Annotated in this window: 19 protein-coding genes; 15 read left to right on the top strand and 4 right to left on the bottom strand. The window is 48.3% G+C overall.

The annotated features are described in order from the left end of the window. Nucleotides 1-12: 12 nt before the first annotated feature. From eat to BMZ54_RS19565, 5 genes are all read left to right on the top strand, one after another. The gene (gene eat, locus BMZ54_RS19545; protein WP_089915864.1) at nt 13-1,332 is read left to right on the top strand and encodes an ethanolamine permease; all 1,320 of its coding nucleotides are present in this window, start codon (nt 13-15) and stop codon (nt 1,330-1,332) included. Between the two features lies 1 nt (nt 1,333). Beyond that, entirely contained in the window at nt 1,334-2,701 is a 1,368-nt protein-coding gene (locus tag BMZ54_RS19550) for an ethanolamine ammonia-lyase subunit EutB (protein WP_089915867.1), read from the top strand. Between the two features lie 93 nt (nt 2,702-2,794). After that, nucleotides 2,795-3,589 (top strand): ethanolamine ammonia-lyase subunit EutC, encoded by a 795-nt coding sequence (gene eutC / locus BMZ54_RS19555; protein WP_238386627.1) that lies wholly within the window; start codon nt 2,795-2,797, stop codon nt 3,587-3,589. A gap of 18 nt (nt 3,590-3,607) precedes the next feature. Beyond that, entirely contained in the window at nt 3,608-4,639 is a 1,032-nt protein-coding gene (locus BMZ54_RS19560) for a sialidase family protein (protein WP_238386628.1), read from the top strand. A gap of 98 nt (nt 4,640-4,737) precedes the next feature. Then, nucleotides 4,738-5,103 carry a response regulator gene (locus BMZ54_RS19565; RefSeq protein WP_089915876.1) on the top strand — a complete coding sequence of 122 codons (366 nt, stop codon included), beginning with the start codon at nt 4,738-4,740 and terminating at the stop codon, nt 5,101-5,103. A gap of 22 nt (nt 5,104-5,125) precedes the next feature. On the opposite strand, the gene BMZ54_RS19570 is transcribed toward BMZ54_RS19565, so the two are convergent. The 3 genes from BMZ54_RS19570 to BMZ54_RS19580 form a co-directional block, all read right to left on the bottom strand. After that, nucleotides 5,126-6,127, bottom strand: coding sequence for a hypothetical protein (locus BMZ54_RS19570; protein WP_089915879.1), 1,002 nt, complete (start codon nt 6,125-6,127; stop codon nt 5,126-5,128). 203 nt (nt 6,128-6,330) lie between these two features. Further along, a complete protein-coding gene (locus BMZ54_RS19575; protein ID WP_089915882.1) occupies nt 6,331-7,299 on the bottom strand; it encodes a sugar phosphate isomerase/epimerase family protein in 969 nt (322 codons plus the stop codon). Nucleotides 7,300-7,541: 242 nt separating this feature from the next. Beyond that, nucleotides 7,542-9,008, bottom strand: coding sequence for a M20 family metallopeptidase (locus tag BMZ54_RS19580; RefSeq protein WP_089915885.1), 1,467 nt, complete (start codon nt 9,006-9,008; stop codon nt 7,542-7,544). A gap of 914 nt (nt 9,009-9,922) precedes the next feature. Between BMZ54_RS19580 and BMZ54_RS19585 the strand changes: the two genes are divergently transcribed. From BMZ54_RS19585 to BMZ54_RS19625, 9 genes are all read left to right on the top strand, one after another. Further along, on the top strand, nt 9,923-10,936 hold the full coding sequence (locus BMZ54_RS19585; RefSeq protein WP_089915888.1) for a zinc-binding alcohol dehydrogenase family protein: 1,014 nt from the start codon (nt 9,923-9,925) through the stop codon (nt 10,934-10,936). A 271-nt stretch (nt 10,937-11,207) separates the two neighbouring features. Beyond that, entirely contained in the window at nt 11,208-12,932 is a 1,725-nt protein-coding gene (locus tag BMZ54_RS19590) for a serine hydrolase domain-containing protein (RefSeq protein WP_089915891.1), read from the top strand. A gap of 62 nt (nt 12,933-12,994) precedes the next feature. Then, a complete protein-coding gene (locus BMZ54_RS19595; RefSeq protein ID WP_089915895.1) occupies nt 12,995-13,408 on the top strand; it encodes a copper resistance protein NlpE N-terminal domain-containing protein in 414 nt (137 codons plus the stop codon). A 119-nt stretch (nt 13,409-13,527) separates the two neighbouring features. Then, entirely contained in the window at nt 13,528-15,381 is a 1,854-nt protein-coding gene (locus BMZ54_RS19600; RefSeq protein WP_238386629.1) for a 7TM diverse intracellular signaling domain-containing protein, read from the top strand. A gap of 324 nt (nt 15,382-15,705) precedes the next feature. Further along, nucleotides 15,706-18,660, top strand: a complete 2,955-nt coding sequence (locus BMZ54_RS19605) for a SusC/RagA family TonB-linked outer membrane protein (protein WP_089917115.1) — start codon at nt 15,706-15,708, stop codon at nt 18,658-18,660. 11 nt (nt 18,661-18,671) lie between these two features. Then, entirely contained in the window at nt 18,672-20,138 is a 1,467-nt protein-coding gene (locus BMZ54_RS19610; protein ID WP_089915901.1) for a RagB/SusD family nutrient uptake outer membrane protein, read from the top strand. 87 nt (nt 20,139-20,225) lie between these two features. Continuing rightward, nucleotides 20,226-21,665, top strand: a complete 1,440-nt coding sequence (locus tag BMZ54_RS19615; RefSeq protein ID WP_089915904.1) for a glycoside hydrolase family 30 protein — start codon at nt 20,226-20,228, stop codon at nt 21,663-21,665. 84 nt (nt 21,666-21,749) lie between these two features. Further along, nucleotides 21,750-22,619 (top strand): aldose 1-epimerase family protein, encoded by an 870-nt coding sequence (locus BMZ54_RS19620; protein WP_089915907.1) that lies wholly within the window; start codon nt 21,750-21,752, stop codon nt 22,617-22,619. Between the two features lie 181 nt (nt 22,620-22,800). Beyond that, on the top strand, nt 22,801-22,998 hold the full coding sequence (locus BMZ54_RS19625) for a hypothetical protein (protein ID WP_089915910.1): 198 nt from the start codon (nt 22,801-22,803) through the stop codon (nt 22,996-22,998). Nucleotides 22,999-23,120: 122 nt separating this feature from the next. Here BMZ54_RS19625 and BMZ54_RS19630 read toward each other — a convergent pair whose 3' ends face one another. Further along, nucleotides 23,121-24,665 (bottom strand): alpha-N-arabinofuranosidase, encoded by a 1,545-nt coding sequence (locus BMZ54_RS19630; protein WP_089915913.1) that lies wholly within the window; start codon nt 24,663-24,665, stop codon nt 23,121-23,123. Between the two features lie 532 nt (nt 24,666-25,197). Between BMZ54_RS19630 and BMZ54_RS19635 the strand changes: the two genes are divergently transcribed. Further along, nucleotides 25,198-25,674 (top strand): hypothetical protein, encoded by a 477-nt coding sequence (locus BMZ54_RS19635; protein ID WP_089915917.1) that lies wholly within the window; start codon nt 25,198-25,200, stop codon nt 25,672-25,674. Nucleotides 25,675-25,854: the final 180 nt, after the last annotated feature.

Below are 25,854 nucleotides of genomic sequence, written 5' to 3' on the forward strand. Positions count from 1 at the left end.
TAATTGAACATTATGTCTTCACTCAAAAAAGTTATTCTCCCCATACACCTTTGGGCTATTGCCGTGGGGCTGGTTATTTCAGGCGAATATTTTGGCTGGAACTATGGCTGGGGCGTAGCGGGTACCGTAGGCTTTTTAATAGCTACGTTCATTATCACTATCCTGTACCTCACTTTTATTTTCAGCTTTACAGAGCTAACCACCTGCATTCCGCATGCAGGCGGGCCCTTTGCTTACTCGCACCGCGCCTTTGGCCCCATCGGTGGGCTAATAGCAGGTTATGCTACGGTAGTGGAGTTCCTGCTGGCCACCCCCGCCATTGCGTTTGCCCTTGGTAGTTATATTCATTTCCTGTACCCATCCTTACCGGTGTTGTGGACCGCCATTGCCTTTTATGTAGCGCTTACCGGCATAAATATGCTGGGTATTAAGGAATCGGCGCTTTTCTCGCTGGTTATTACGCTGCTGGCAGTGCTGGAGCTGCTGATCTATATGGGTATTGTGGCCCCGGCATTTAAAGCGGAGAATTTTTTACATGATGCGATGCCCTTTGGTATAAAAGGCGTGTTTGCAGCGCTGCCCTTTGCCATTTGGTTATATGTGTGTATTGAAGGTATAGCCATGGTGGCCGAAGAAGTGAAAGATCCTGAAAAAAATATACCCAAAGGTTATATTTCCGGCATCTTAACCCTGATGCTGCTGGCCATTGGCGTAATGGTGCTTACCGGTGGTATTACCGACTGGAAAAGCCTTTCCGGCATCGACTATCCCTTGCCGGAATCCATTGGCATTGTGCTGGGCAGGCAAAATAATATTACCCGCATTTTTGCCGGCATTGGCTTGTTTGGTTTGCTGGCATCTTTTAACGGTATTATCATCAGCTACTCGCGGCAGCTGTTTGCACTATCACGCAGCCGGTATTTACCGGAAGGCTTATCCAAACTAAGCCGCAAACATCAAACCCCTGACCGGGCGCTTATAGCAGGCGGTTTGCTGGGTATTGTTGCCCTGTGTTTGGGCAGAACAGATCAGCTGGTGTTATTGTCTGTACTGGGCGCTGTTGTAATGTATATCCTGAGCATGGTGGCATTATTCATATTGCGTAGAAAAGAGCCTGATATGCCGCGGCCCTTTAAAGTACCGGGTTATCCCTGGGTGCCTTTGGTGGCATTGTTATTATCCATTCTATCGCTGGTTGCCATCATCTATTATAATGTTTGGTTAAGCCTGCTGTTCTTTGCCGGCATGGGACTTACGCTGATCGTATTTCTGCTGGCCGGTAAGCACAAACAAACACAGGAAGATATAACTTTATACCAGCTACCATCATAACATGGCTTACCAGTGTACTATAGGAAATACCAGCTACCGCTTTGAGGACCTGAAAACCTTACTGGCAAAAGCATCGCCCTACCGGTCCGGCGATGCGCTGGCCGGGCTGGCTGCCGGCAGTTACGAGGAAAGAGTGGCCGCACAAATAGCGCTTGCTGATGTGCCTTTGAAAACCTTTTTACAGGAAGCGCTGGTGCCTTATGAAACAGATGAAATTACCCGGTTGATCATAGATACGCATAACCCGGGCGCCTTTGCCCGTATTAGCCATATGACGGTAGGCGAGTGGCGCGACTGGCTGCTGGGCGATGAGGCAGATACCGCCACCCTGCAGCAATTAGCGCCGGGTATTACACCGGAAATGACAGCCGCGGTATCAAAGCTCATGCGCAATCAGGATCTGATCAGCGTGGCCCGCAAATGTGAGGTGGTTACAAAGTTCCGCAACACCATCGGTTTAAAAGGCCGCTTATCCACCCGCCTGCAACCCAACCATACTACGGACGATCCTAAAGGCATTGCCGCCAGTATTGTAGATGGATTACTGTATGGCAGCGGCGATGCGGTGATAGGTATCAATCCCGCTACAGACAGCCCTTCCGCCGTAATAACCCTGCTGGAAATGCTGGACCGTTTGCGGCAGCAGTTCGAGATCCCCACCCAGTCATGCGTATTATGCCATGTTACTACCGCATTGGAAATTATGCCGCAGGCGCCGGTGGACCTGGTGTTTCAATCCATTGGCGGTACGGAAAGAACGAACAGCAGCTTTGGCGTGAACATAGCATTACTGAAAGAAGCGCATGACGCCGCTTTATCATTACAACGCGGCACCATCGGCAACAACGTCATGTATTTTGAAACCGGCCAGGGCAGCGCTTTATCCGCCAACGCACATGAAGGGCTGGATCAGCAAACCTGCGAGGCCAGGGCCTATGCAGTAGCCCGGCATTTTGATCCGCTGCTGGTGAATACCGTGGTAGGCTTTATTGGACCGGAGTATTTGTTTGATGGTAAGCAGATCATACGCGCGGCGCTGGAAGATCATTTTTGCGGTAAGCTGTTAGGCCTCCCCATGGGAGTGGATGTATGTTATACCAATCATGCCGAAGCGGACCAGGACGATATGGACAACCTCTTAACCCTGCTGGGTGTGGCAGGTTGTAATTACATAATGGGCATACCCGGTGCAGATGATATTATGCTCAATTACCAGTCCACCTCATTTCATGATGCGCTGTATGTGCGTAAGGTGCTGGGTTTGCGCCCGGCTCCTGAATTTGAGCAATGGCTGTTGCAACAAGGTATTATGGATGCACATGGTAACCAGCTGCCCGTACATACGCACAGACTATTGGAAAATTTGTAATTAATAGTTAAGAATGAATAAATAATAATCGTAGGGAGATACTACGTGCAGATTTAGTGCTGCATTATTATTGTTAATTATTCATTCTTAACCATGCACAAACAACAATGCAGTGCTACAACTAAGCGTACTCCTGCATCCATTATTATTAATTATTCATTCATGGCCGATCCCTGGATACAATTAAAATCGTTCACGCCCGCACGCATAGCGTTGGGCAGAACCGGTACTGCTATTCCGTTGAAGGAAGTATTGCAGTTCCGCATGGCGCATGCCCATGCGCGGGATGCGGTATATTCCCTGGCAGATGTAAAAACCTTGCAGGATCAGCTAAGCGTATTCCAGCTGCCTGTACACGTACTCCATAGCAGTGCTGCCGACCGGCATGAGTACCTGCAGCGCCCGGATAAGGGGCGTAAGCTGGATGAAAGCTCTGCGCAATTATTAACGGCAACCAGCAGTGATGTAGCTATTATTATTGCAGATGGCTTATCTGCCACTGCAGTGAACAAACATGCAGTGCCCTTACTGCAGCAGCTGATCCCTTTGATACAGGGCGCTGGTATGAGCATTGCTCCCATTTGCCTGGTACAGCAGGGCAGGGTAGCTGTAGGTGATGAAGTAGCCGCTTTGCTGCAGGCAAAGGCCGCCATTATGCTTATCGGGGAAAGGCCGGGTTTAAGCTCCCCCGACAGCCTGGGTATGTACCTTACTTACCGCCCCAAAGTGGGGTTAACAGATGAGGCGCGCAACTGTATTTCCAATATACGGGAAGCAGGCTTATCTTATGAAGCGGCCGCAGCCAAAACTTTTTATCTGCTGCGCGAAGCAGTGCGCCTGCAGCTATCCGGTGTGCAGCTGAAAGACAATGAACATCTACTTTCCTGAAAACGTATATTTACATACGTGAGATACTCCCTTTGCATTTTCCTGTTGTTGTGTTGTACACAAACCCATGCGCAAAAGCCGCGCGTTACCTTAGTTAAGAGTGAGCTGATCATGCAAAACCCGCCCTTTGCGGCCTGCCATGCATCCACTATCACGCCTTTATCAAATAACCGCTTAATGGCAGCCTGGTTTGGCGGTTCGCGGGAGAGCGCCCCGGATGTATGTATCTATACCTCCACCTGGGAGAATGGACAGTGGAGCGCACCCCGGCGTGTAGCCGACGGCGTGATCAATGATACCCTGCGCTATCCCTGCTGGAACCCGGTACTGTTCCGCACAAGGGCCGGCCGCTTACTGCTGTTCTACAAGATAGGGAAGTCGCCCCGCGAGTGGTGGGGCGTAATGCGCACTTCCAGCGATGACGGCAAACATTGGTCGGCCGCGCAAAAGCTCCGGGATAGCCTGCTGGGGCCCATTAAGAACAAACCGGTGCAGCTGGCCAACGGCGATATCTTATACCCCTCCAGCACAGAAAGTAAAGATGAAAAACAGTGGCATATTCACCTGGAAAGGTCGGATGCAGAGGCACAGTACTGGCAATACCTGCCGGTTAATAACGATACCTTCGGCGTAATACAGCCCAGCATTTTATTTCATAAGGGCGATAGTTTGCAGCTGCTGTGCAGAAGCCGGCAGAACTATGTAGTACAAGCCTGGTCCGGTAACCAGGGAGCAACCTGGGGCCCTTTATCCAAAACAGACCTGCCCAACCCTAATTCCGGCACCGATGCCGTAACCCTGCGCAATGGCTTGCAGGTGCTGGTGTACAACCCGCTTAGCGCAGGCAAAGAGTGGTTTGAAGGCCGCAGCAAATTAAACGTAGCCCTCTCCGCTGACGGGCGGCACTGGAAAGACATCTATGCATTGGAAGATCAGCAAAAAGGAGAGTTCAGCTACCCCGCCATCATTCAAACACCGGATGGACTGTTGCATATTACCTATACGGCTGATAGAAAAAATATCAGACATGTAGTGTTACGTGTGAAATAGGTTCCTCAATATACCGTCATGTATACACACCTTTATAGGCACGCTATAGCGGTTTTATGTGGTATGTCATTTGCAGCTGTTCCCGTAGTTAATCGGGCATGAAGAAAACAATAATGATAACAGATGATGATCCGGGTATCCAGGATATTTACAAGCTAATACTTGAAAAGGCTGGTTATGCCACTGAACTGGTTCCGGATGGGGAGCGGATCATGAAGAACCGGTTTAAATGTCCTGTTATTTTTTTGCTGGATAAACAGCTGGTTGGCTTCGATGGGTTAGACCTTTGCCGCCATCTTAAAAGCCAGGAAAGCACCCGGCATATTCCTGTAATTATGATCTCCGCTACACCCGGTTTAAGCAGAGCTGCCCGGCAGGCCGGTGCAGATGCCTTTATGGAAAAGCCATTTCAACGGGATGAGCTGCTGGCCATAGTAGAGAAATATGCCGGTGCCCCGGTTTAATTACTGCAGCACACAGCACCATTTATTTTTCCATTATACTTTTGATCTCCTCAATAAAACGCTCAATCTTCCGGCTTTGCCGGATGGTTGACACTACTACTATCTGAGGCTGTTTTACATTAGGCGGTGTAAAATACATCTGCACCTCTGTGCCTGCATATACCATGTTGTAAGACTTACGCACGGTGCGGAATCCTGAGAAATCATCGAAGGCGTATTTTTTATTGCCAAGACCTATAGGGCTGATCCTTTCAATAGTACGGGCGGCAGGGTTTAATATAATACGTGTAAAAGCCGCCAGCAGGAATATCAGGCCTAAGCCAAAGCAGCAAAGGAGTAACACTATTCTGCCGGTGCTGCTGTCGGTCTTCATCCACGGAGTGCCGGTGCATTCATGAATACCTAATGCCAGCAGCGCAATACCCATAATGATGGTGCCGGCCTTTTGATTTTTTAGCGTATAAACACCGGCATTTTCATTAAAATATTGGTAGGCTGTAATAGTGCTGTTAGTATGTTCCGTTAGGGGCGCATACTGCGCTATATATTCATGGATCAGGGGAATCACTTCCTGGCTGAATGCAACTGCGTTAGGGTCTGTTTCTTTTCCGTAGCCTGATGAAATAGTAATGCCTTTTCCGTATTTATTGTTTTTGGAAAATATTCTGAAGTTAAAGCCGCCGTACTGTTGCGTAACTGTATTTACGCCATGTAAGCGGTCAAAAGGAATGTTCCTGACAGGGATCAGTCCCAATATTTTTTGCTGCATGGTGCCGGTGGCCCTGTCAAAAATGATCTGTGTTCTTGAATAGGCAAGGAACAGGATTACAATGGCTGCCAGTAAAAGGGCAACGGATCCCATAGTATTGGCGCTGCTGCGTTCTACGATTGTGAATAGAAAAAGCAATCCGCCAAAAAGAACGCCCAGCACTACACTAAAAATAAGAAATACCCGGTAGGGATAGATGATTATACGGGCGTCGTCAATAGTCCATCTTGTTTTGGTAAGGCCTTTTTGTGGCATGGGAAAGCAATAGTTTTTTATTGGTTAGAAATAAGTTAACAGTAGAAAAGATCCTGGCGTATAACAAACATCAAAAGCGTACCCTCGTTCCAGTAATATATTGTCCTCTACAATTTCGGGAGCTAATATACTTCCGTTTTTTTATAATAAAAAGCCGTTCCGGTATTTACCGGAACGGCTATACTATTTTAAGGCTGTAATGTTTAGAACAGGTTCTTTTTCACATAGTCTGCGCTTTGCTTAATACTTACGAAAGGATCAATGGTGATCTGGTCCTGCTCAACAAAAAAGTATTGTACGCCGGCGGTTTTAGCTTTTGCAAAAATAGCTTTGAAATCAATGGTGCCAGTACCTACTTCGGCGAACTTAATATCATTGGCAATTTTGCTAAGGTCTATGGTGCCGGTGTCTGCCACGGGCTGCGGCGCATCCTTGCTCATGTCTTTCACATGCCACATAGGAAAACGGCCGGGTGCTTTTTCAAATAGCTGAACCGGGTCCTGCCCGGCTTTTTTAGCCCAGAACAGGTCCAGCTCAAAATGTACCAGCGCGGGATCTGTTTCATTCAGGAGTATATCATACGCAGTAGACTTCCCATCAGCCAGCTTACGGAACTCCCAGAAGTGGTTATGGTACGCTACTTTCATGTTTGACTTTTTTAACAGCTCACCGGCCTTATTCAGCTGTGCGGCTACAAATTTATAATCATCTGCCGGCACAGGGTATTTGGCTATGAGGGCCATGGGTGGAACAGGTATGGTGAAATACTCCTGCCCCAGGGCCGCGGCCAGGTCGGCCTGCGCTTTCAGCGCTTCATCTTTACCATTGCCCAGGGTTAAGTAATCACCCAGCTGGTAATGTCCGCTGGGCGTGGTAAGGTTATGCTCTTTCAGCAGGGCTTTCAGCTGATCGGTGGTTAATCCCCAGAACGTAGAACCGGGACCGTTATACCCAAAATAGGTCTCCACCTGTTCATAACCAGCCTGTGCTACCTTTGCTATGGTATCTTTTACATCTTTGGTCAGCTGATCGCGCAGCGTATAAAGCTGTATGCCTAGTTTACGGCCACTCGCCTCTGTGGCGGGTTTACAGCCGAATATGGAGGAGGGGAGGGCTAAGCCGGCGGTCATTAATGCCACCTGCTGAATAAAAGACCTTCTGCTGTTGTTCATAACGATGGTTTTAAGCTAAGGATGAATAAAGAATGTGCACAATCTAATATTTTAATTACGAATTGTCAATTACGAATGCGAAGCATCATGAATACCATTGAAAATAATTATGATATGAATAATTACGGATTAAGGAGTGTGAAATATAACGTGTTGCGATTCATGGTAGTGTTTTGAGCATTATTGAAATAAAGCTGCCCCTTCGCACTACCAATTCGTAATTCGTAATTGACAATTCGTAATTACTCACTCCCGTCTCTATAATTCAGCGCCGGCTTCCTATCCCCCAGCAGGGCCTTGTACTGGAAATCTGCGCCTCTTACTTTCTGGTATTCCTGTGTGGCCTTTTGTATCAGTGCCGGATCAGAGAGCAGGTCTATGCCGGTTAAGGCCATGGTTTTAGCCGCTACCATCATGCCTTTGGCGCCAATGTCGGTTCCCCCGCTGGCTACCGCCTGCCAGCTATGCGCCGGTGTGCCGGGCACCCAGGTAGCTGCGCTTAACCCTACGGTAGGCACATTCCAGCTTACATCTGCCACATCTGTGGATCCGCTGATATCACCCTGGCCCCCGGATTGCAGAGTATCTATGGTAGCAGCTTCGCTGATTGCCGGTACTTTATAGGTAAAGCTGGTTTGTATCTTTTTCCCAAATTCAATTTCTGCAGGTGTGTAATTTACGCCGCCCACCTGCTGCAGGTTCTTATACATGGCTGCTATCAGCGTTTTGTTAGGTAGCAGATCATATACGCCGCCGGTAATTTCATATTCCACTTTGGTATCAGTGCCCAGAGCTGCGCCCCTGGCAGCATTCACCACTCTGTCAAAAACACTGCGCACAATATCGCGGTCCACGTTGCGTACATAATAATATACTTCTGCAAAATCAGGTACCACGTTAGGGGCTTTGCCGCCGTTGGTAATTACGTAATGGATGCGGGTAGAGGAGGGGATATGCTCCCGCATCATGTTCACCATGTTATCCATCGCTTCTACACCATCCAAGGCAGATCGGCCTTTTTCCGGTGCGCCTGCTGCATGGGCAGAGAGGCCATGAAAGCGGAATTTGGCGCTGATGTTGGCCATGGTGCTGCCCGTCATTACTCCGTTGTTATCGCCCGGATGCCAGTGCAGCACGGCATCCACATCCTTAAACAAACCGGCACGCACCATGTACACTTTGCCGGAGCCACCTTCTTCGGCCGGGCAGCCATATACTTTAACCGTACCTTTTAGTTTGCCATCGGCTATCAGTTTTTTCAGCTCTATGCCGGCAGCTATGGAGGCCACGCCAAATAAATGATGCCCGCAGCCATGCCCGGCGCTCATGCCGCTTTTAGGCTGTTTTTCCGGTACTGCTTCCTGCGCCAGGCCGGGCAGTGCATCATACTCCGCCAGGATGCCGATCACCGGCTTACCGCTGCCATAGGTAGCTACAAAAGCGGTAGGAATGCCTGCTACGCCGGTATCTACACTAAAGCCATTGTCTTTCAGCGTTTGCTGCAGCAGGGCGGTGCTTTTATATTCCTTATAGCCTACTTCTGCATAATTCCATATTTGCAGCTCGGTTTTTTTATAGAAGTCGTATTGCGACTGTATATCTGCGATAGCCGTTTGTTTTAAAGCAGCCGTACCCTTTTGCTGTGCCCAAACTGTAGAGGAAAGTAACAAGCTGGCACCGCCCAGCAATAGCAGGAAATTTTGTTTCATAGTTGCGACATTTTATTGAATAATAGTGGTCATGTAATACAGGTATAACATACCTGCATCCTTAAACCGTTTTCCTGGAAGGGAATGCTGTAAACGGTGTAGAAAGATTTTGGTTTGTGTTCTCTTCGTATAGCTGGGTACGTAACCCGGAACCTAAGTAACAAACAATTTCTCTCATTTTCACCTCCCCGGCATACATATTTATAAAGCTAAAATGTAGGGGCGAATCACCCTTAAATGACATGAATAAGCGATGTGGATATCTTTAATGTGGATAAATGTTACACGTGGAACATTTTGAAAAGTCATAACTAATTGTATTTCAGTATACAACTAAAATGTGAATAACTCTGTTGTGGAAAACATCTTTTGGTGTGAATAAGTGTAGGCGTCTTTTTCATGTTTGATGGGCATTTCCGGAAAGATGACCCTGCAAAAAGGGGATTGGTGGTGGATTTTCTGTAGAAAAAGGATCATTACAGGTAAACTATCCTGCTAAAATTTACAGCAGCGCTTCCTGAAATAACTATGGAAGTATACAACTAAACGGGGCTATTATTTAATATAGCAGTTATTTCTTACTTGTGGCTTCACCGGGAGGTTGGTCTTTGGAGTTAGACTTAATAGTAGCTGTTATACTTTAAGGTGTACAGGTGCTTCTGTACGCCTGGGAGTTAAATAATCAGCCTGTTGGTAATGTCCGGAGGAGACGTACATGCCGGTTTGCCCGGTAATACTTCAGCGTTGGCATTTCAGCTGCTAAACAGGTCCACTTACCCCTCCCTGGTTGGATCCCTCGTAAGGCCCGCTTGTGCCGGGGCTACGCTTTGTTACACCAGCGCATATAAGAATAGATCTTTGCGTTGTATATTCGCGCTGACCTGTTACTTGTCATTTATACATTTAAAACGTTCATGAAAACACTGATTTGCACTACGCCCGGGCAGTTTGCCTACGGAGAAAAGGAAAAACCGGTTCTAACAAAAGGCCAGGCTATCATCAAAATAAGCCGCATTGGCATTTGCGGTACGGACCTGCATGCATTTGAAGGCACCCAGCCTTATTTTGAATATCCCCGCATTTTAGGGCATGAGCTATCCGGTGAGTTAGTGGAAGCCGATGGTGCGCCCGGCTTTGAAAAGGGCGAAGCCGTAACCTTTATACCTTATTTTAATTGCGGCACCTGTATTGCCTGCCGCTCGGGCAAGCCCAATTGCTGCACCAGCCTGAAAGTATGCGGCGTGCATGTGGACGGGGGCATGGTAGAATATTTATCGGTACCCAGCCATACGCTGGTACACGGGCAGGGGCTTTCTTTTGATGAGCTGGCGCTGGTGGAGCCGCTGGCCATTGGCGCGCATGGCGTACGCCGGGCCGCCGTGCAACCGGGCGAGTTTGTGCTGGTAGTAGGCGCGGGGCCTATTGGCCTGGGCATTATGGAATTTTCCCGTATTGCCGGCGCACAGGTAATTGCCATGGATATTAATGAACACCGCCTGGCGTTCTGTAAAGATAAATTACAGGTTGCCCATACGGTGAATGCCACCTCCTCCGATGTGATGGAGCAGCTGAAACAGATCACTAACGGCGACATGCCTACGGTGGTAATAGATGCTACCGGCAGCTTAAAAGCTATTCAAAACGCATTTCAATATATGGCCCATGGCGCCCGTTATGTGCTGGTAGGGCTGCAGAAAGGGGAGATCAGCTTCTCGCATCCTGAATTTCACAAACGGGAATCGACCCTTATGAGCAGCCGCAACGCCACCCGTGAAGATTTTGAGCATGTAATAAATTCCATGAAAAAAGGACTGGTAAAACCAGCTACTTATATTACCCACCGCGTTGGCTTTGATGCAGTAAAGGATAATTTTGAAAGCTGGCTGGATCCGGCGAATGGCGTGATCAAGGCGATGGCATCGTTTTAATTACGGATGGTCAATGACGGTCCGCGAAACGGAAATGCCATTAAAAAATTAATTCGCATCAAAAGCAAATTAACCTTGTTTTTAGGAAAAAGATAACTACACTTGTATTGTAAGCTACAAGTGTAGTTTTGGCCATTAGAGGATCCTTTTTATATGCCTGCCGTTCGTGAAAAAGAGTATTAAAATATGTGGTAAGCCCCTGTGAAATTGTTAAACACGTCTGCAACCCCTGAATGGTCTTTTGAAGTATAATACCCAAAACTTAATATTCATGGAAGCGTTAAACCTGAGTAGCACAAATGGGATGCGCCAGCGCATCCGGTCTATCTTTTTGCTGGTTATTGCCTTTACAATATCAAACAGCCTGTCTGCACAAACATTGCCTGATTCCATCATTACAAAGATCAATGCACTTTTTGACCAATGGAATAATCCAAACAGCCCCGGTTGTGCAGTGGGCATCGTAAGAAATGATTCCCTTATTTTTTCCAAAGGATATGGAATGGCAAACCTGGAATACAGTATCCCTAATTCCGGTGAAACGATCTTCCACATGGCATCTGTATCCAAGCAATTTACGGCCTTTGCTATTGTGCTGCTGGCAAGGCAGGGTAAGCTGCAACTGGATGATGACATCCGCAAATACCTTCCCTGGTTCCCTGATCTGAAAGAAAAGATCACCATACGCCATCTTTTAAATCATACCAGTGGCATAAGGGATCAATGGCAATTGGTGGCCATCCAGGGTACCCGGCTCGATGATGTGATCACACAGGAGCATATCATCAAAATTTTGAGCAAACAGCAGGCATTGAACTTTAAACCCGGTGAAGAATACAGTTATTCCAACAGCAATTTTACCTTACTGGCAGAAATAGTCAAAGCTGTTTCAGGCCAGTCATTCAGGCAATTTACAGATTCGGCTATTTTTAAGCCCCTGGGAATGATGCATACACACTTTCATGATGATTATACAGAAATTGTAAATAACCGGGCAGACTCTTATAACCGGAAAGACAGTGCTCATTATGCGAAAAGTATCTTAAGCTATTCCAACGCAGGGGCAACCAGTCTTTTTACCAATGTAAAGGATATGTCGAAATGGATAAGCAATTTTTATGATCATAAAGTAGGAGATCAAAAGGACATTGATGTACTGACTACAAAGACAAGACTGAGCAACGGGAAGGAGCTAAGCTATGCTGCAGGGATCGTATCTGATACCTACAACGGCTGGCGGCAGTTTTCACACGGTGGGGGAGATGCCGGGTTCAGAACCTTTATTGCTGCTTTTCCGGACCTGAAAATGGGTGTTATTGTTTTCGGTAATGTGAATGATTTTAATCCTACCGGTAAAGCTCATCAGATTGCCGGGCTTTTTGCCGGCGATACAACGAAAAAGGTTCCTGACATTAAAGAGGAGAAAAAAGATGAAAGCGCTGCGGCCCTTTCAAACAATGACACGATGTTTTTACATAAATATCTTGGTAATTACGTGAGCGATGCGGGTATTACCCTTGCCCTGGAAATAAAAGACAGCAAGCTCTATTACCGCTCAGATGGCGGGCCATCGTTGATGAAAAAGGATTCAACCAACAAGTATTCCATGTTTTATGCCCCGGAGATCCGTTTTTCCTTTGACATGCATGCAAAAGACACTACCATCTCCGTTACCACACCCGACCAGAAATTTGTCTTAAAAAAGTATGTACCCATCCTGCCGGAAGATAAAGCGCTGCAGGCCTATACCGGCCGGTATTATAGCCCGGAGCTTGATTGCAGCTATGAAATAGTGCTGAAAGATCACCGCCTGTATCTGACCAATAATAAATATAATGATATGCCGCTTACCTTAGCCGGTCCTGATCATTTGCTCACGGAGTTTTGGTGGATGGATCATTTAACGGTGAAACGCAACAAATTAAATCAGATAACCGGCTTTGAAATAAGCAGCGGCCGTGTAATGCAGGTGGCGTTTAATAAAATGGGAAAGTAGCGGCTATTCGTAATTGATAATTATCTTCGCTGCATCCATTCGTAATTGACAATTCGTAATTTATGAGAAACGTCCTTCTCTACTTCTCCTGCCTCCTCCTCTGGGCCTGCAACGGCAAGCAATGCGGTAAAGCAACCGTTACAGATAAGGCCACCGATTCACTCCACACCGCTGAAAAATGGCAGGGCGTGATCCATGCCCTTACCTGCCAGGATATTGATGTGCAGCTTACCTTTACCCGCGCACGCGGCGCAGATACCGGCACTTACCAAATGAGCCAGCACTGCCGGGAAAACGATAACACCTTTACAGACAGCGGTACCTGGCAGGTGAAAAAAGGGAAGGACATGATCTATATGCTGCAAAGCAAAAGCGACGGTACCTCCCACAGCTACCGCATTAACGGTAACCGCCTGCTGGAGCTGGATGCAGACCGCAAAGAAGTGGATAGCTATTACCTGGAGAAAGTAGAGTAGCCGCGCCTTAATTAAATATCCCCTACCTTTATCCCCGTAATCCGTGAACCAGAATGGGGGGCCAATATTTACAATCTGCCATTAGGCGCTGTTCCACAATACTGTTCTTATGCCTGTTAATGATGGCGGTAATACCCACCCGCGCACAGCAGCCGGTAGCCATCAGCAATGCGCTGGAACAGCATATTTTTACTTTTGGAGAGATCGAATACCTGCAGGATCCATCCGGCGCCCTTACCATACAGCAGGTGAGCAGCCCGGCCTTTAACGGCTTTGCACCCAATAAACAAAGCACTCCGCAAAACCATCAGTTAGGAAAAGTATACTGGTACCGCATCAAAATAAAAAATGATCCCGCAGTAAAAAAGCATTTCATCCTGGAATACTTTGACCAGACCATTGATGAGCTAACGGCCTACATACCAGATGCAGACGGGCATTTTCGGCAGCTGCAAATGGGCGATCAATACCCTTTTAAGCAACGCATGTTCCTGCACAAGAACTTTGAGCTGGACCTGGATAACAGCATGGCAGGGGAGCAGGTGTATTACTTCCGCATCCGCTCTGCACAAATAGCAGACGTGATCATTGTGCTGCGCTCTGTTAACAAATTTGTGGGCTACGCCCTCAATGAATACTTCAGCTTCGGGATCTTTTATGGCATGATCCTGATCTTCAGCTTTTACAACCTGATCATGTTCCTGGCCGTACGGCAGCGCCAGTATTTATATTATGTATTGTATAACCTCAGCGTGGCGCTGTACGAGATGTGTACGGATGGTATTGCCTACCAGTACCTGTGGCCGCACGCCCCGGCCTGGAACCAGTATGCTTTTGCCATACCGCTATGCTGTATGAGCATTTTTGCCCTGCTGTTCACCCGCAAGCTGCTGTATGTAAGGTCAAGAGCGCCGTTGCTGAATAAGATCATCATGGGCATTATTGCCGCCCGCGTGTTATTCTTCCTGGCCGCCCTGGCGCTGAACCGTAGCTGGTTTAATTACAAATTCATAGAAATGCTGCCGCTGGCCGTTGCTTTTGGCACCGGCATTTATATATGGAGGCGGGGATACCGGCCGGCTCGCTTTTTTGTGCTGGCCTACAGCTTCCTGTTCGTGGGATTTATGCTTAAGTTCTTTATTATGCTGGGGTATGAGTGGCTGAATTTTGGGGTGATCAGCTATTACAGCCTGAGCTTTTGCTTTATCCTGGAAATGTTCTTCCTGTCCTTTGCCATTGGCGATAAGGTACGCCTGCTGAAAAAGAAGAAAGACAAGGCGCAGCGGCAGATCATTAGCCAGATGACGGAGAATGCCCGCCTGAAGGACACCCTGAACCGGGAGCTGGAATCGCAGGTAAAGGAGCGTACCCGGGAGCTGTTTGAGAAATCAGAGCTGATCGCACAGCAGAATGAGGAGCTGCAGCAGGCTAACCAGCTGCTGCAGGAGCAGTCCCTGGAAATATCCCGTATGAACGACCTGCTGGAACAGGATAACCGGCAGCTGCAAACCAATGTGGAAAAGGTATCCCGGGCCAGGGTGCTTTCTGCCCCGGTGGATTTTGAGGAGTTCAGCAAGATCTACCCCGATAAGGAAAGCTGCTTTAAGTTCCTGGCTGAGCTGAAATGGAGCCAGGGTTATGCCTGCCGGAAATGCGGGCACGATCATTATTTCAACGGGCATTTAATATACAGCCGCCGCTGCGCCAAATGCGGGTACGAGGAATCCGTAACCGCCAACACCATTTTACAGAATACCCGAATAGATATCAATAAGGCCTTTTACATGATCTTCCTGGTGTACTCCACCAAAGGCAAAATATCCTCCCATAAACTCTCCGAGATCCTGAACATCCGCCAAAGTACCTGCTGGTCTTACAGCACCCGTATTAAAAAAGTAATGGAGGAAAGGAAGAAAACCCTGCAAAATTCCGACGAAAAAGGATGGAGCAAGCTGGTTATGGAATATGATTAACCCCTTTTCAGGCAGGTAATCATCCGTATCAGTTTCTTGCAATTTACCCCCCGGCCGCGGGCGGAATGCCCTTGATTATCAGGGTCGTTCACCCGTTTCAATTTACGGTAGCCAAGCGTATCAAAATAATTATAACAACTTTATTATCAACAAGTTATAAAAAATATTTTTGGTTTTCAACTTAATTTTCAGATAACTTTACAGCAATAGTTCTACCGTAAGTTTTCCATGTTGTGAGATCAGAACCGCGAACGTTTATGAGATCCAACCAAAACAGATACTAAAACCAAAGACTCGTATTCTATTACATTTATGTTTATCCACATGCAAAAGAAGTTTACGCTTTTAATGGCCTTCCTGTTGCTGGCGGTGCTGTATGCCGGCGCACAGGATCTTGCCATAAAGGGGCACGTCCAGGACCAGCAGGGAAATCCCCTGCCAGGTGTGTCCATCTCAGTTAAAAATACCAGCAAGGGCGCCATTACCCAGCCGGATGGTAATTTCAGCATCCAGGCAGCCGCATCGGATGTGCTGGTATTTTCCTATATCGGGTTTGTTGCACAGGAGGTGCCGGTGAATAACCAAACCACCATCAACATTACCCTACAGGATCAGAACAAGCAGCTGAACGAGGTGGTCGTAGTAGGGTATGGCACCCAACGGAAAAAGGACATTACCGGTTCCGTATCCGTAGTAGGGGAAAAGGAATTTGCTTCCCGTCCCAATACCCAGCTGGGATCTGTGCTGCAGGGCAAAGCGCCCGGCGTGCAGGTGCTGGCCTCCTCGGGTAAACCCTCTGCCGGATTAAACATCCGCATACGCGGTACCAGCTCTATCAGCAGCAGCAGCAACCCGCTGTATGTAATAGATGGGGTGCCTACTACAGATACCCGTTCCCTGAACCCATCGGATATTGAAAGCGTATCTGTATTAAAAGATGCTTCCTCTGCCGCTATCTATGGCGCTTCCGGCGCTAACGGCGTAGTATTGATCACTACCCGCAAGGGAAAAACGGGCGATCCCCGGTTTGAGTTCAATGCCTACGGCGGTTACTCCTCTGTATGGAAAAGAATGGATGTGCTGAACGGCCCCCAGTATAAAGACCTGATGACCGAATTAGGCTACATCACCGACTGGAATAAATACAACCAGAACACCAACTGGCAGGATGAAATATTCCGCAAAGGCACTTCACAGAACTACCAGCTGTCTATGTCCGGCAAAACGGATAAAACCACCTATTACCTTTCCGGTGGCTGGGTACAGCAGAACGGTGCTATCCGTTCCGCTACCATGGACCGTTTTAACTTTAAGGTGAACCTGGAGCAAAAGGTGAACAACTGGCTTACCATGGGTACCAACGTGGCTTACAGCCGCTGGCACGATGTGGATGTTACGGATAACATTGGCGTGGATAGAGGCGGTGTGCTGTTAGGCACCCTGGCCACCCCGCCGGTAATAGGCATTTACAATGCAGATGGTACTTTTACCAGCAACCCTTTCCAGGACTGGGAAAACCCCGTTGCCAGCACCGATGGTGCGGACCGCGGTTATAAGCAACAGCGCCTGCTGGGTAATGTGTATGCAGAAATATACCTGCTGCCTGAGCTGAAGTTCCGCAGCAACTTTGGAGTGGATTATAATAACTCCGTGTACGATTATTTCCTGGACCCCTTCCGCACCAGCTATGGCCGGGCACAAAAGGGCAGAGGTAAGAATACAACCGACCTGGTAAACTACTGGATCGCAGAGAATACGCTTTCTTATAACAAAACCTTTGGCAAACATACCGTTGGCGCTTTGGGTGGCGTGGTAGCACAAAAAACCAAATGGGAAAGCGCCACTATAGAAAAAACAGGTTTTTCCGGCGGCAGCATTCCCACTACCAATGCCGGTTCTGTTTTTGTGAGCGCAGACAATACCAAATCAGAAAAAAGTAATGCCTCTTTCCTGGGCAGGATCAACTATAGTTATGCTGATAAATATTTGCTGACAGCTAACTTCCGTGCAGATGCATCTTCCATTTTCGGGCCAGCGCACCGTTGGGGTTACTTCCCCTCCGCATCAGTAGGCTGGCGTATTTCACAGGAAGAGTTTATGAAGGGCGTAACCGCTATCAATGACCTGAAGCTGCGTGCCGGCTGGGGTAAGGTAGGTAACGACCAACTAGGCGATAGCCGTTATGCATGGCTGGGCCTTGTAGGCAGCGGCAGCAACTATCCCATTGGCGGTGTGGTATTACCCGGTAGCACACCTTCCTCTTTCGAGAACAGGAACCTGAAATGGGAAGCTACCGAACAATATAATGTGGGTATAGATGTAGCCGTGCTGGATTCCCGTCTGAGCTTTAGTGCAGATGCTTATGTGAAAAATACTTCCGACCTGCTGCTGAATGTGCCCGTGCCTAAATCCACCGGTTTTGATATCTCCACCCAGAACGTTGGTAAGATCCAGAATAAAGGTTTAGAGTTCCTGGTAAGCTCCCGCAACTTTGTAGGCGAGTTCCAGTGGGAAACGGATTTCAATATTTCCTTTAACCGCAATAAGGTAGTAGACATTGTTGGGCAGGATATTTTTAACGCCAATGTATCTAACCGTGGTAACGTAAGCCTGGCGCGTGAAGGCGAGCCCCTGGGCGTGTTCTACGGTTATGTGGCTGCCGGCGTGGATCCGGAAACCGGTAACATGCAGTACCTGGATAAAACCGGTAAAAAAACCTTCGCACCTGCTGCAGAGGACCGCACGATCATTGGTAATCCCAACCCGGATTTCCTGTATGGGTTAACCAACAATTTCAGCTATAAGAACATCCGTTTAAGCGTGTTCCTGCAGGGCTCACAGGGTAATGATATGTTCAATGCCTCCCGCATAGAAACAGAATCTATGATAGACCCGCGCAACCAGAGCACAGCCGTGCTGCGCCGCTGGAAAACACCGGGCCAGGTAACAGATGTTCCCAAAGCGGTGGCTAATAATTCAGATAACTCCCGCATCTCTACCCGTTACGTGGAGAACGGCTCTTACATGCGGGTGAAATCCGCTACCCTGAGCTACGATCTGCCGGCGGACCTGCTGAGCAGAATTAAGCTGAAAAGCCTGCGTGTATACGTAACCGGTGAAAACCTGTTCACCTTTACCAAGTACACCGGTTTTGATCCGGAGGTGAATTTCCTGGGTAACAGCACCAACGCTACAGAAGCTAATACCTCTATGGGTGTTGACTTTGGTACTTACCCGCAAACGCGTAACCTGATTGTGGGCTTAAATGTTTCATTCTAATTCTTACAACTATGCAAGCAAGATATATTGTATTATGTGTGTTGGCATTAAGCCTGGGCGCCTGCAGCAAATTTGTGGACCTGTCGCCCATTTCAGATGCCACCACGGAAAATGCCTACCAGTCAGCCAGCGACGCGGAAGCCGCGCTCATCGGGGCTTACGACGCCTTTCAGCAGGAATATTATGTATGGGACAACATCAACTTTACGGATGTGGTATCCGATAACTATTATGCCGGCGGCGATAACCCGGAAATTTTCCAGATGGACCTGCTCACCTACACACCGGTGAACAGCCGCCTGTTTAATGCCTGGAGCCAGCTGTACACCGGTATTGCACGCGTTAACATCATCCTGGAAAAAGTGCCGGGTATTACGGATCCCAAGCTGGATGTGAATAACCGCAAAGAGCAGATCTTGGGGGAAGCATTTTTCCTGCGCGCTTATCACTATTACCAGTTAGTGAAAACTTTTGGTGGCGTGCCGCTGGTGCTGGAACCCGCTACCTCTTCAGATCCTGGCGAAACAAACAAGCCGCGTGCTACAGATGCGGAAGTATACGCACAGATCATTAAAGACCTGGAATTTGCTTTAACCCGCCTGCCGGATACTTATTCCGATGATGCCAGCGTAAACAAGGCACGCGCCACCAAAGGCGCCGTAAATGCGCTGCTGGCAAAGGTATACGCGCAGAAGTCGGACCGTGATTACAACAAGGTGCTGGAATACTGTAATGCTGTAACCAGCAGCCCGGCCGGTTATCAGCTTATTAATTATAATTTCCTGTTTGATGGTAACCATTATAACAATGATGAATCCATCATGGAAATACAGTACACCGGTGGGGCAGAAGCCAATTACGGCCCGCAGCTGCTGCTGCCGCCTTCTGTAAGCGGTGATACCTGGCGCAAATTCGTAACGCCCTCCCAGGACCTGGTAAAGGCTTTTGACAGCGAGAAGGACGTTATTCGCAAGAACGCCAGCATCCTGTTTGAGAACGTAAGCTGGACAGATGAATACTGGGCCATTGGCGGCGGCAGCGTGCCTTTTGCCTACAAGTGGAAAAGCGCTAATGGCTGGGCCAGCACCAACCGGCAATACCTGTTCCGCCTGGGCGATATTATACTGCTAAAAGCAGAAGCCCTGAACGCTTTGGGCCGTACGCCGGAAGCAGCCACTGAGCTGAATAAGGTGCGTGCCCGTGTTAACCTGCCTGGGACAACCGCCACTACCAAGGACGCCATGCAGCTGGCTATTGAAAAAGAACGCCGCCTGGAGCTGGCACAGGAAGGCCAGCGCTGGGACGACCTGCGCCGCTATAACCGCGCAGAAACGGTGATGAATGGACTGAATGAAATAGACCTGCGCAACAACCAGCGCGTGGACTATAAAATGACAAAGGAAAAGGAGCTGATGCCTATTCCGCAGCAGGAGCGCGACCGTAACAAACAGTTATCACAGAACCAGGGATATAACTAATATTTCCACGTCATTAATACCGCGGACCGGCCATCATTTACAAGCCCTGGCCGGTCCGCTTTTTATTTAATAGCATAACCAGTGTGTATGAAGATAATACCATACGGCATTTGCTGCCTGGTACTGGCCGCGGCTTGCGGTAAAAGCCCCGCAAAACAAACCACCACTCCGCCTGCAGATACTATAGCAGTTGCGGGTAAAGCCAAAGTTTGGGTAACCACCGGCAACCAGGTGAAGCTGCTGCAGCCGCAAAAAGACATTGACATTACTACCGGCGCTTCTTCAGCTGCTGCCATTATAAATATTGATTTTACAAAAAAGCTGCAGGAGATAGATGGTTTTGGCGCCGCCCTAACCGGGTCATCGGCCTACGTGATCAATAAGCTCAATAGCACACAGCGCCAGCAGCTGCTGCAGGACCTGTTTGATCCACAGCAGGGCATAGGCATCAGCTACCTGCGCTTAACCATGGGCGCATCGGATTTTTCCCTGGCGGATTTCACTTATGATGATCTGCCCGCAGGGCAAACAGATCCGGGGCTAACACATTTCTCTATAGAAAAGGATAAGGCCGATGTGCTGCCTGTGCTAAAGGCCATTAAAGCGCTGGCGCCCAACCTGCAGCTGATGGCCACACCCTGGAGCGCACCTGCCTGGATGAAGGATAATGGTAAGCTGGCCGGTGGCCGTTTGAAACCAGAATGGAATGCAACGTATGCTAACTACTTTGTAAAATACCTGCAGGCCATGCAGCAGGAGGGGATCACTATTAATACTATTACCCCGCAAAATGAGCCGCTGTTTGAAGCCAAATATCCCTCCATGTACATGGAGGCCGGTATGCAGGCCGCATTCATCAGAGATCACCTGGGACCGGCTTTCCAGAAGAATAAGCTTAACACCGGCATTATTGTGTATGATCATAACTGGAACCATCCGGAATACCCTATTAACATACTGAACGATGCGCAGGCCAAACAATACATAACCGGTTCCGCATTTCATGCCTATGCAGGCCAGGTAAGCGCTATGACGCAGGTGCATGCGCAGCACCCGGACAAAGGCCTTTATTTCACAGAAATTTCCGGCGGTGGCTGGGCCACGGATTTTGCATCCAACCTGGACTGGAACATGAGTAATTTATTCATTGGCGCTATGAACAACTGGTCTAAGATCACCTTGCTCTGGAACCTGGCGCTGGATAGCAACAGCGGGCCGCGTAACGGAGGTTGCCAGGATTGCAGGGGCGTGGTAACCATCGCCTCCGGCGGCACCATTACCCACAACGTGGAGTATTATGTAATTGGCCACCTGTCTAAATTTGTACGGCCCGGGGCTTTTCGTGTAACGATGACCGGTAGCGCCATTCCCGGCCTGGAAAGCGTAGCATTTTTGAATAAGGACAATTCCAAAGTGCTGGTAGTGCTGAACCGGGAGGAGGGGGCTAAAACCTTTGCCGTTACAGATGGTACGCATCGATATACATATTCTCTTGAAGGCAGGTCAGTAGCTACTTTTGTCTGGTAAGCTGCCGGGGCGCAAAAGTCGACGGATCATGGACTATGGACCATCGACTTTTTCACTATTTTTGCCCCCATAATTAACCATCTTATGCTACAGCTTTCCAACGACAAAATAAACCTCACCATTGCTGAACACGGGGCCGAGCTGCAAACCCTTACCCGTAAGGATATGCCCCTGGAATACCTTTGGAATGGCGATGCAGCGTTCTGGGGTAAAAAAAGCCCGGTGCTTTTTCCCATTGTAGGCGGCCTGCATAATAACAGCTACCGGTATAACGGTGAAACGTACACGCTGGGCCGGCATGGTTTTGCGCGTGACATGGTTTTTACAGTAGTGGAGCAAACAGCCACCAGCGCCACTTTGCGCCTGACAGATAATGCAGATACCTTAAAGGTATATCCCTTCCATTTTCAGTTTGAGGTAGCTTATATGTTGCAGGATGCCAGCTTAACCGTTACCTACCGGGTAAAAAATACGGGACAGGAAAAGCTGCTGTTCTCTGTGGGCGGCCATCCTGCCTTCAGGCTGCCTTTGGCAGATGGTACTGCTTATGAAGATTATTACCTGTATTTTAATAGAGAAGAGAATGCCGGTAAATGGCCCCTCTCTGCAGCCGGACTAATTGAGCGCACTACACAGCCTTTGCTGGAACATACGCATACCTTGCCCTTAAAACGATCCTTATTTTACCAGGATGCCCTGGTATTAAAGCACCTGGCTTCTGATACCGTTACCCTGAAAAGCGACAGAACGCCGCATGGCCTTACTTTTCATTTTAAGGGATTCCCTTACCTGGGTATCTGGGCCGCTAAAAATGCGGATTTTGTATGCATAGAGCCCTGGTGTGGAATTGCCGATCATGTGGATGCCAGCGGCAAACTGGAAGAAAAGGAAGGCATCATAGAACTGGCGCCGGATGCAGAGTTTGAGCGCGCATGGAGTGTGGAATTGTTTTGACGAGCTACTCTCTTTACCATGGATACCCATTGTATACAATACCTGTTACGCAAACCGGCAGAGTGAGCAATGCCGCACCGGGAGGCGTTTTAGCTGCCCCTTCCATAAACAGGCTGGCACTATTTTAGCGCTGTAAAAGTGGTTAAACGGAAACTATTTTTTAACATTAAAACTAATAGATATGCCGGCAAAAGACAGATCAATCGGAAGCCAGGGTTTAGAACAGGGCGGCCCTAACGTAGGGAATGATTATAGCCGCAATATTACCCGTGAGACACAAAAAAATGACATCTCAGATATTGCGATCCAGAAGAACAAAGCAAAAGACCGCCAGAAGTCCGGCCAACCGGCTAAACCCGGCAATACAAAAAGTAAATAATAACTATTATTAACCCTATACCAACATCCATCCCCAATAAAAAAGCAGGCTGTGTTCTATAAAGGAACACAGCCTGCTTGGTGTTTATCCGCTTCGTTATATTAATGATTCAATCGTCATTATTAATTCTTCATCTCCAGTAACACCACAGATTGTGGAGGTAAGCTCACATTCAGGTTATTGCCATTCTTTTTGGCGCCGTTGAATTTGGCAGGTTGCACGGTATGCGGTGCTTCAAAGGTATTTACAGCGGTGTATTTGGCTGCTGTTAATACTTGTCCGTCCACCGTTTTCCAGGAAAGATTACTGATCTGTGTAGATACATTAATGGTACGGTGTGGATCCAGGTTCACCAGTGTAACATGGATCACATTATTGGAATCCACAGAAGCAGATGCATTTACCGAGGGGATCTTTTCATCACCCATGCTGTACTCCGGGCTATTCAGTAAGATGGGCAGCAGCTTGGCATCCTGGTGCGCTTTAAACAGGTCAAACACGTAGTAGGTAGGCGTGAGCAGCATTTTTTCCTTGTCGGTCAGGATAAGGGCCTGCAGCACATTCACGGTTTGCGCTAGGTTAGCCAGGCGTACACGGTCGCAATGGTTGTTAAAGATGTTGAGTGTGGAAGCCGCTACCAGCGCATCGCGCAGGCTATTCTGCTGGTACAGGAAACCGGGATTGGTGCCGGGTTCTACGTCGGTCCAGATGCCCCATTCATCTACGGCCAGGGCTACACGTTTCTGCGGATCATAATGATCCATGATAGCGCTATGCCGGCTTACCAGCTCCTCCATATAAAGGCATTTCTTCATAGTGGTAAAATATTCCTGCTCATCAAACGCGGTGGCGGAACCTTTTTTCTGCCAGTTTCTGGGCACGGTATAATAGTGCAGGGAAAGGCCCCACATCTGGTTCAGCGGAATGTTCTGCATCTCGGTTTCCGTCCATTTATAATCATCACTGGAAGCGCCACAGGCAATTTTCTTCAGCGCGGCGCCGGGGTAGTTTTTGGCAAAGACAGCATAACGGCGGTATTCATCTGCATAGCGGGCAGCCGTCATATTGCCGCCGCATCCCCAGCTTTCATTGCCTACTCCCCAGAAATGCACATTCCAGGGCTCTTCGCGCCCGTTCTGTTTCCTCATTTTGGTCATAGGGCTTTCGCCGTTAAAGTTGAGGTATTCTACCCATTTATTCATTTCCTCTACGGTGCCGCTGCCTACATTGCCGCTGATATAAGGTTCGCAGCCCAGCAGACTGCAAAGCTCCAGGAATTCGTGGGTGCCAAAGCTATTATCTTCTGTAACGCCGCCCCAGTTGGTGTTCACCATTTTAGGACGTTGGTCGCGGGGGCCAATGCCATCGCGCCAATGGTATTCATCTGCAAAGCAGCCACCTGGCCAGCGCAGGTTGGGAATTTGTATTTTTTTCAGGGCCTCTACCACGTCCAGGCGGATACGGTCCTTTTTTTTCACCGGCAATTTTTCATCTACCCAAAAGCCGTCATAGATGCACCTTCCCAGGTGTTCGGAAAAGTGACCGTAAATATGCCGGCTGATGGTTGCCCCGGTATTATTTTGCTGAATAGTGAGCGTAGCATCGTTTTGCCCGGCTACATATAAAAAAGATAGCAAGGCCGCAAGGGAGCTGAGTATTTTTTTCATTATAACGTGAAGTTTGAGTCACTAAGCTAGGTATTATTTTTATAAATGTCAATTATACAATTAAAAGTTTTTGGTTAAGGAGTCCACAGTCGATGGTCCATGGTCCATTGCATATTACGTGGTGGCGGGACTGCAGTGGATCACAGTCAACCGGCAGCAGTCTACTGCCTGGGATAATAATCCATAGCCGATGGTTCGTAGTCCATTGCGTATTACGAAAAGCTGAAACAGCACGCAAAGCGATGATGGTGGCTGATGTGGGTGAAGGTGCGGTAATATTTACTGAACATGATGGTATTGCCTGCACAGGCAAGGCAAACGCAGTTCCATCTCCACACAACAGACCATAAACCGTGAATCACTGTACATCTATTCTCACGCGGCAGGCTGTGGCCCACGTCCGTGGACCTTTCCGCAGAAGGCCGTGACTGTGGACCGTGGCCTCCCCGCAGTAGGCCATGGACCATGGACTATGGACCATCGACTATGGACTATGCACCATTTTCCGTAACTTTAAGTAAAAGCGTGTTTTATGGCCCAACCTAACATTGAACTGATAGCCGCTTTACGTGAAACGGCCAAACGCCTGCAAAACGGGGCCCCGTATGCATGGGGCAACCATGGCACCTGCAACTGCGGCAACCTGCTGCAGGTAATTACAAACCTGAGTAAAGAGGATATCCTGTACTATGCCCAAACCGGCATAGGGGAGTGGACAGAGCTGGCAGAGGAGTACTGCGTGGTATCCAATGCCCCGGTAGCCATGCTGATCACCAGGCTGCTGGAAAAAGGACTTACGCCAACGGATATACATAATATTGAATATTTACAGGACCGGGATGTGCTGGACCGTTTACCAGGTGGTTTTCGCTGGTTAAAAAGGAACCAGCGGGATGATGTGGTGGTGTACCTGGAAACCTTTGCTATGTTATTGGAAGACAAACTGTTACAACAAGTGAACGTGCCCTATGAACAGTGGCTGCAACCCGTGGGTTTAACATATTCTTAACAGCGGGATTAACGGCCTGTTAACTACTGCTAAATCGATTAGCGTTATTTTTGGAACAGTCTACGCAATGAGAACAGCGTAATTGAACCGCTGTATTTAGCGCTATGCTTTCAGCTTCATTGTCATGGTATATTTTTCCTCAAAATGCTGTTCAAAATTTTAACTTATCACCAATTGGCA

The organism is Chitinophaga rupis (assembly GCF_900109685.1).
GTDB classification, from domain to species: Bacteria; Bacteroidota; Bacteroidia; order Chitinophagales; family Chitinophagaceae; genus Chitinophaga; species Chitinophaga rupis.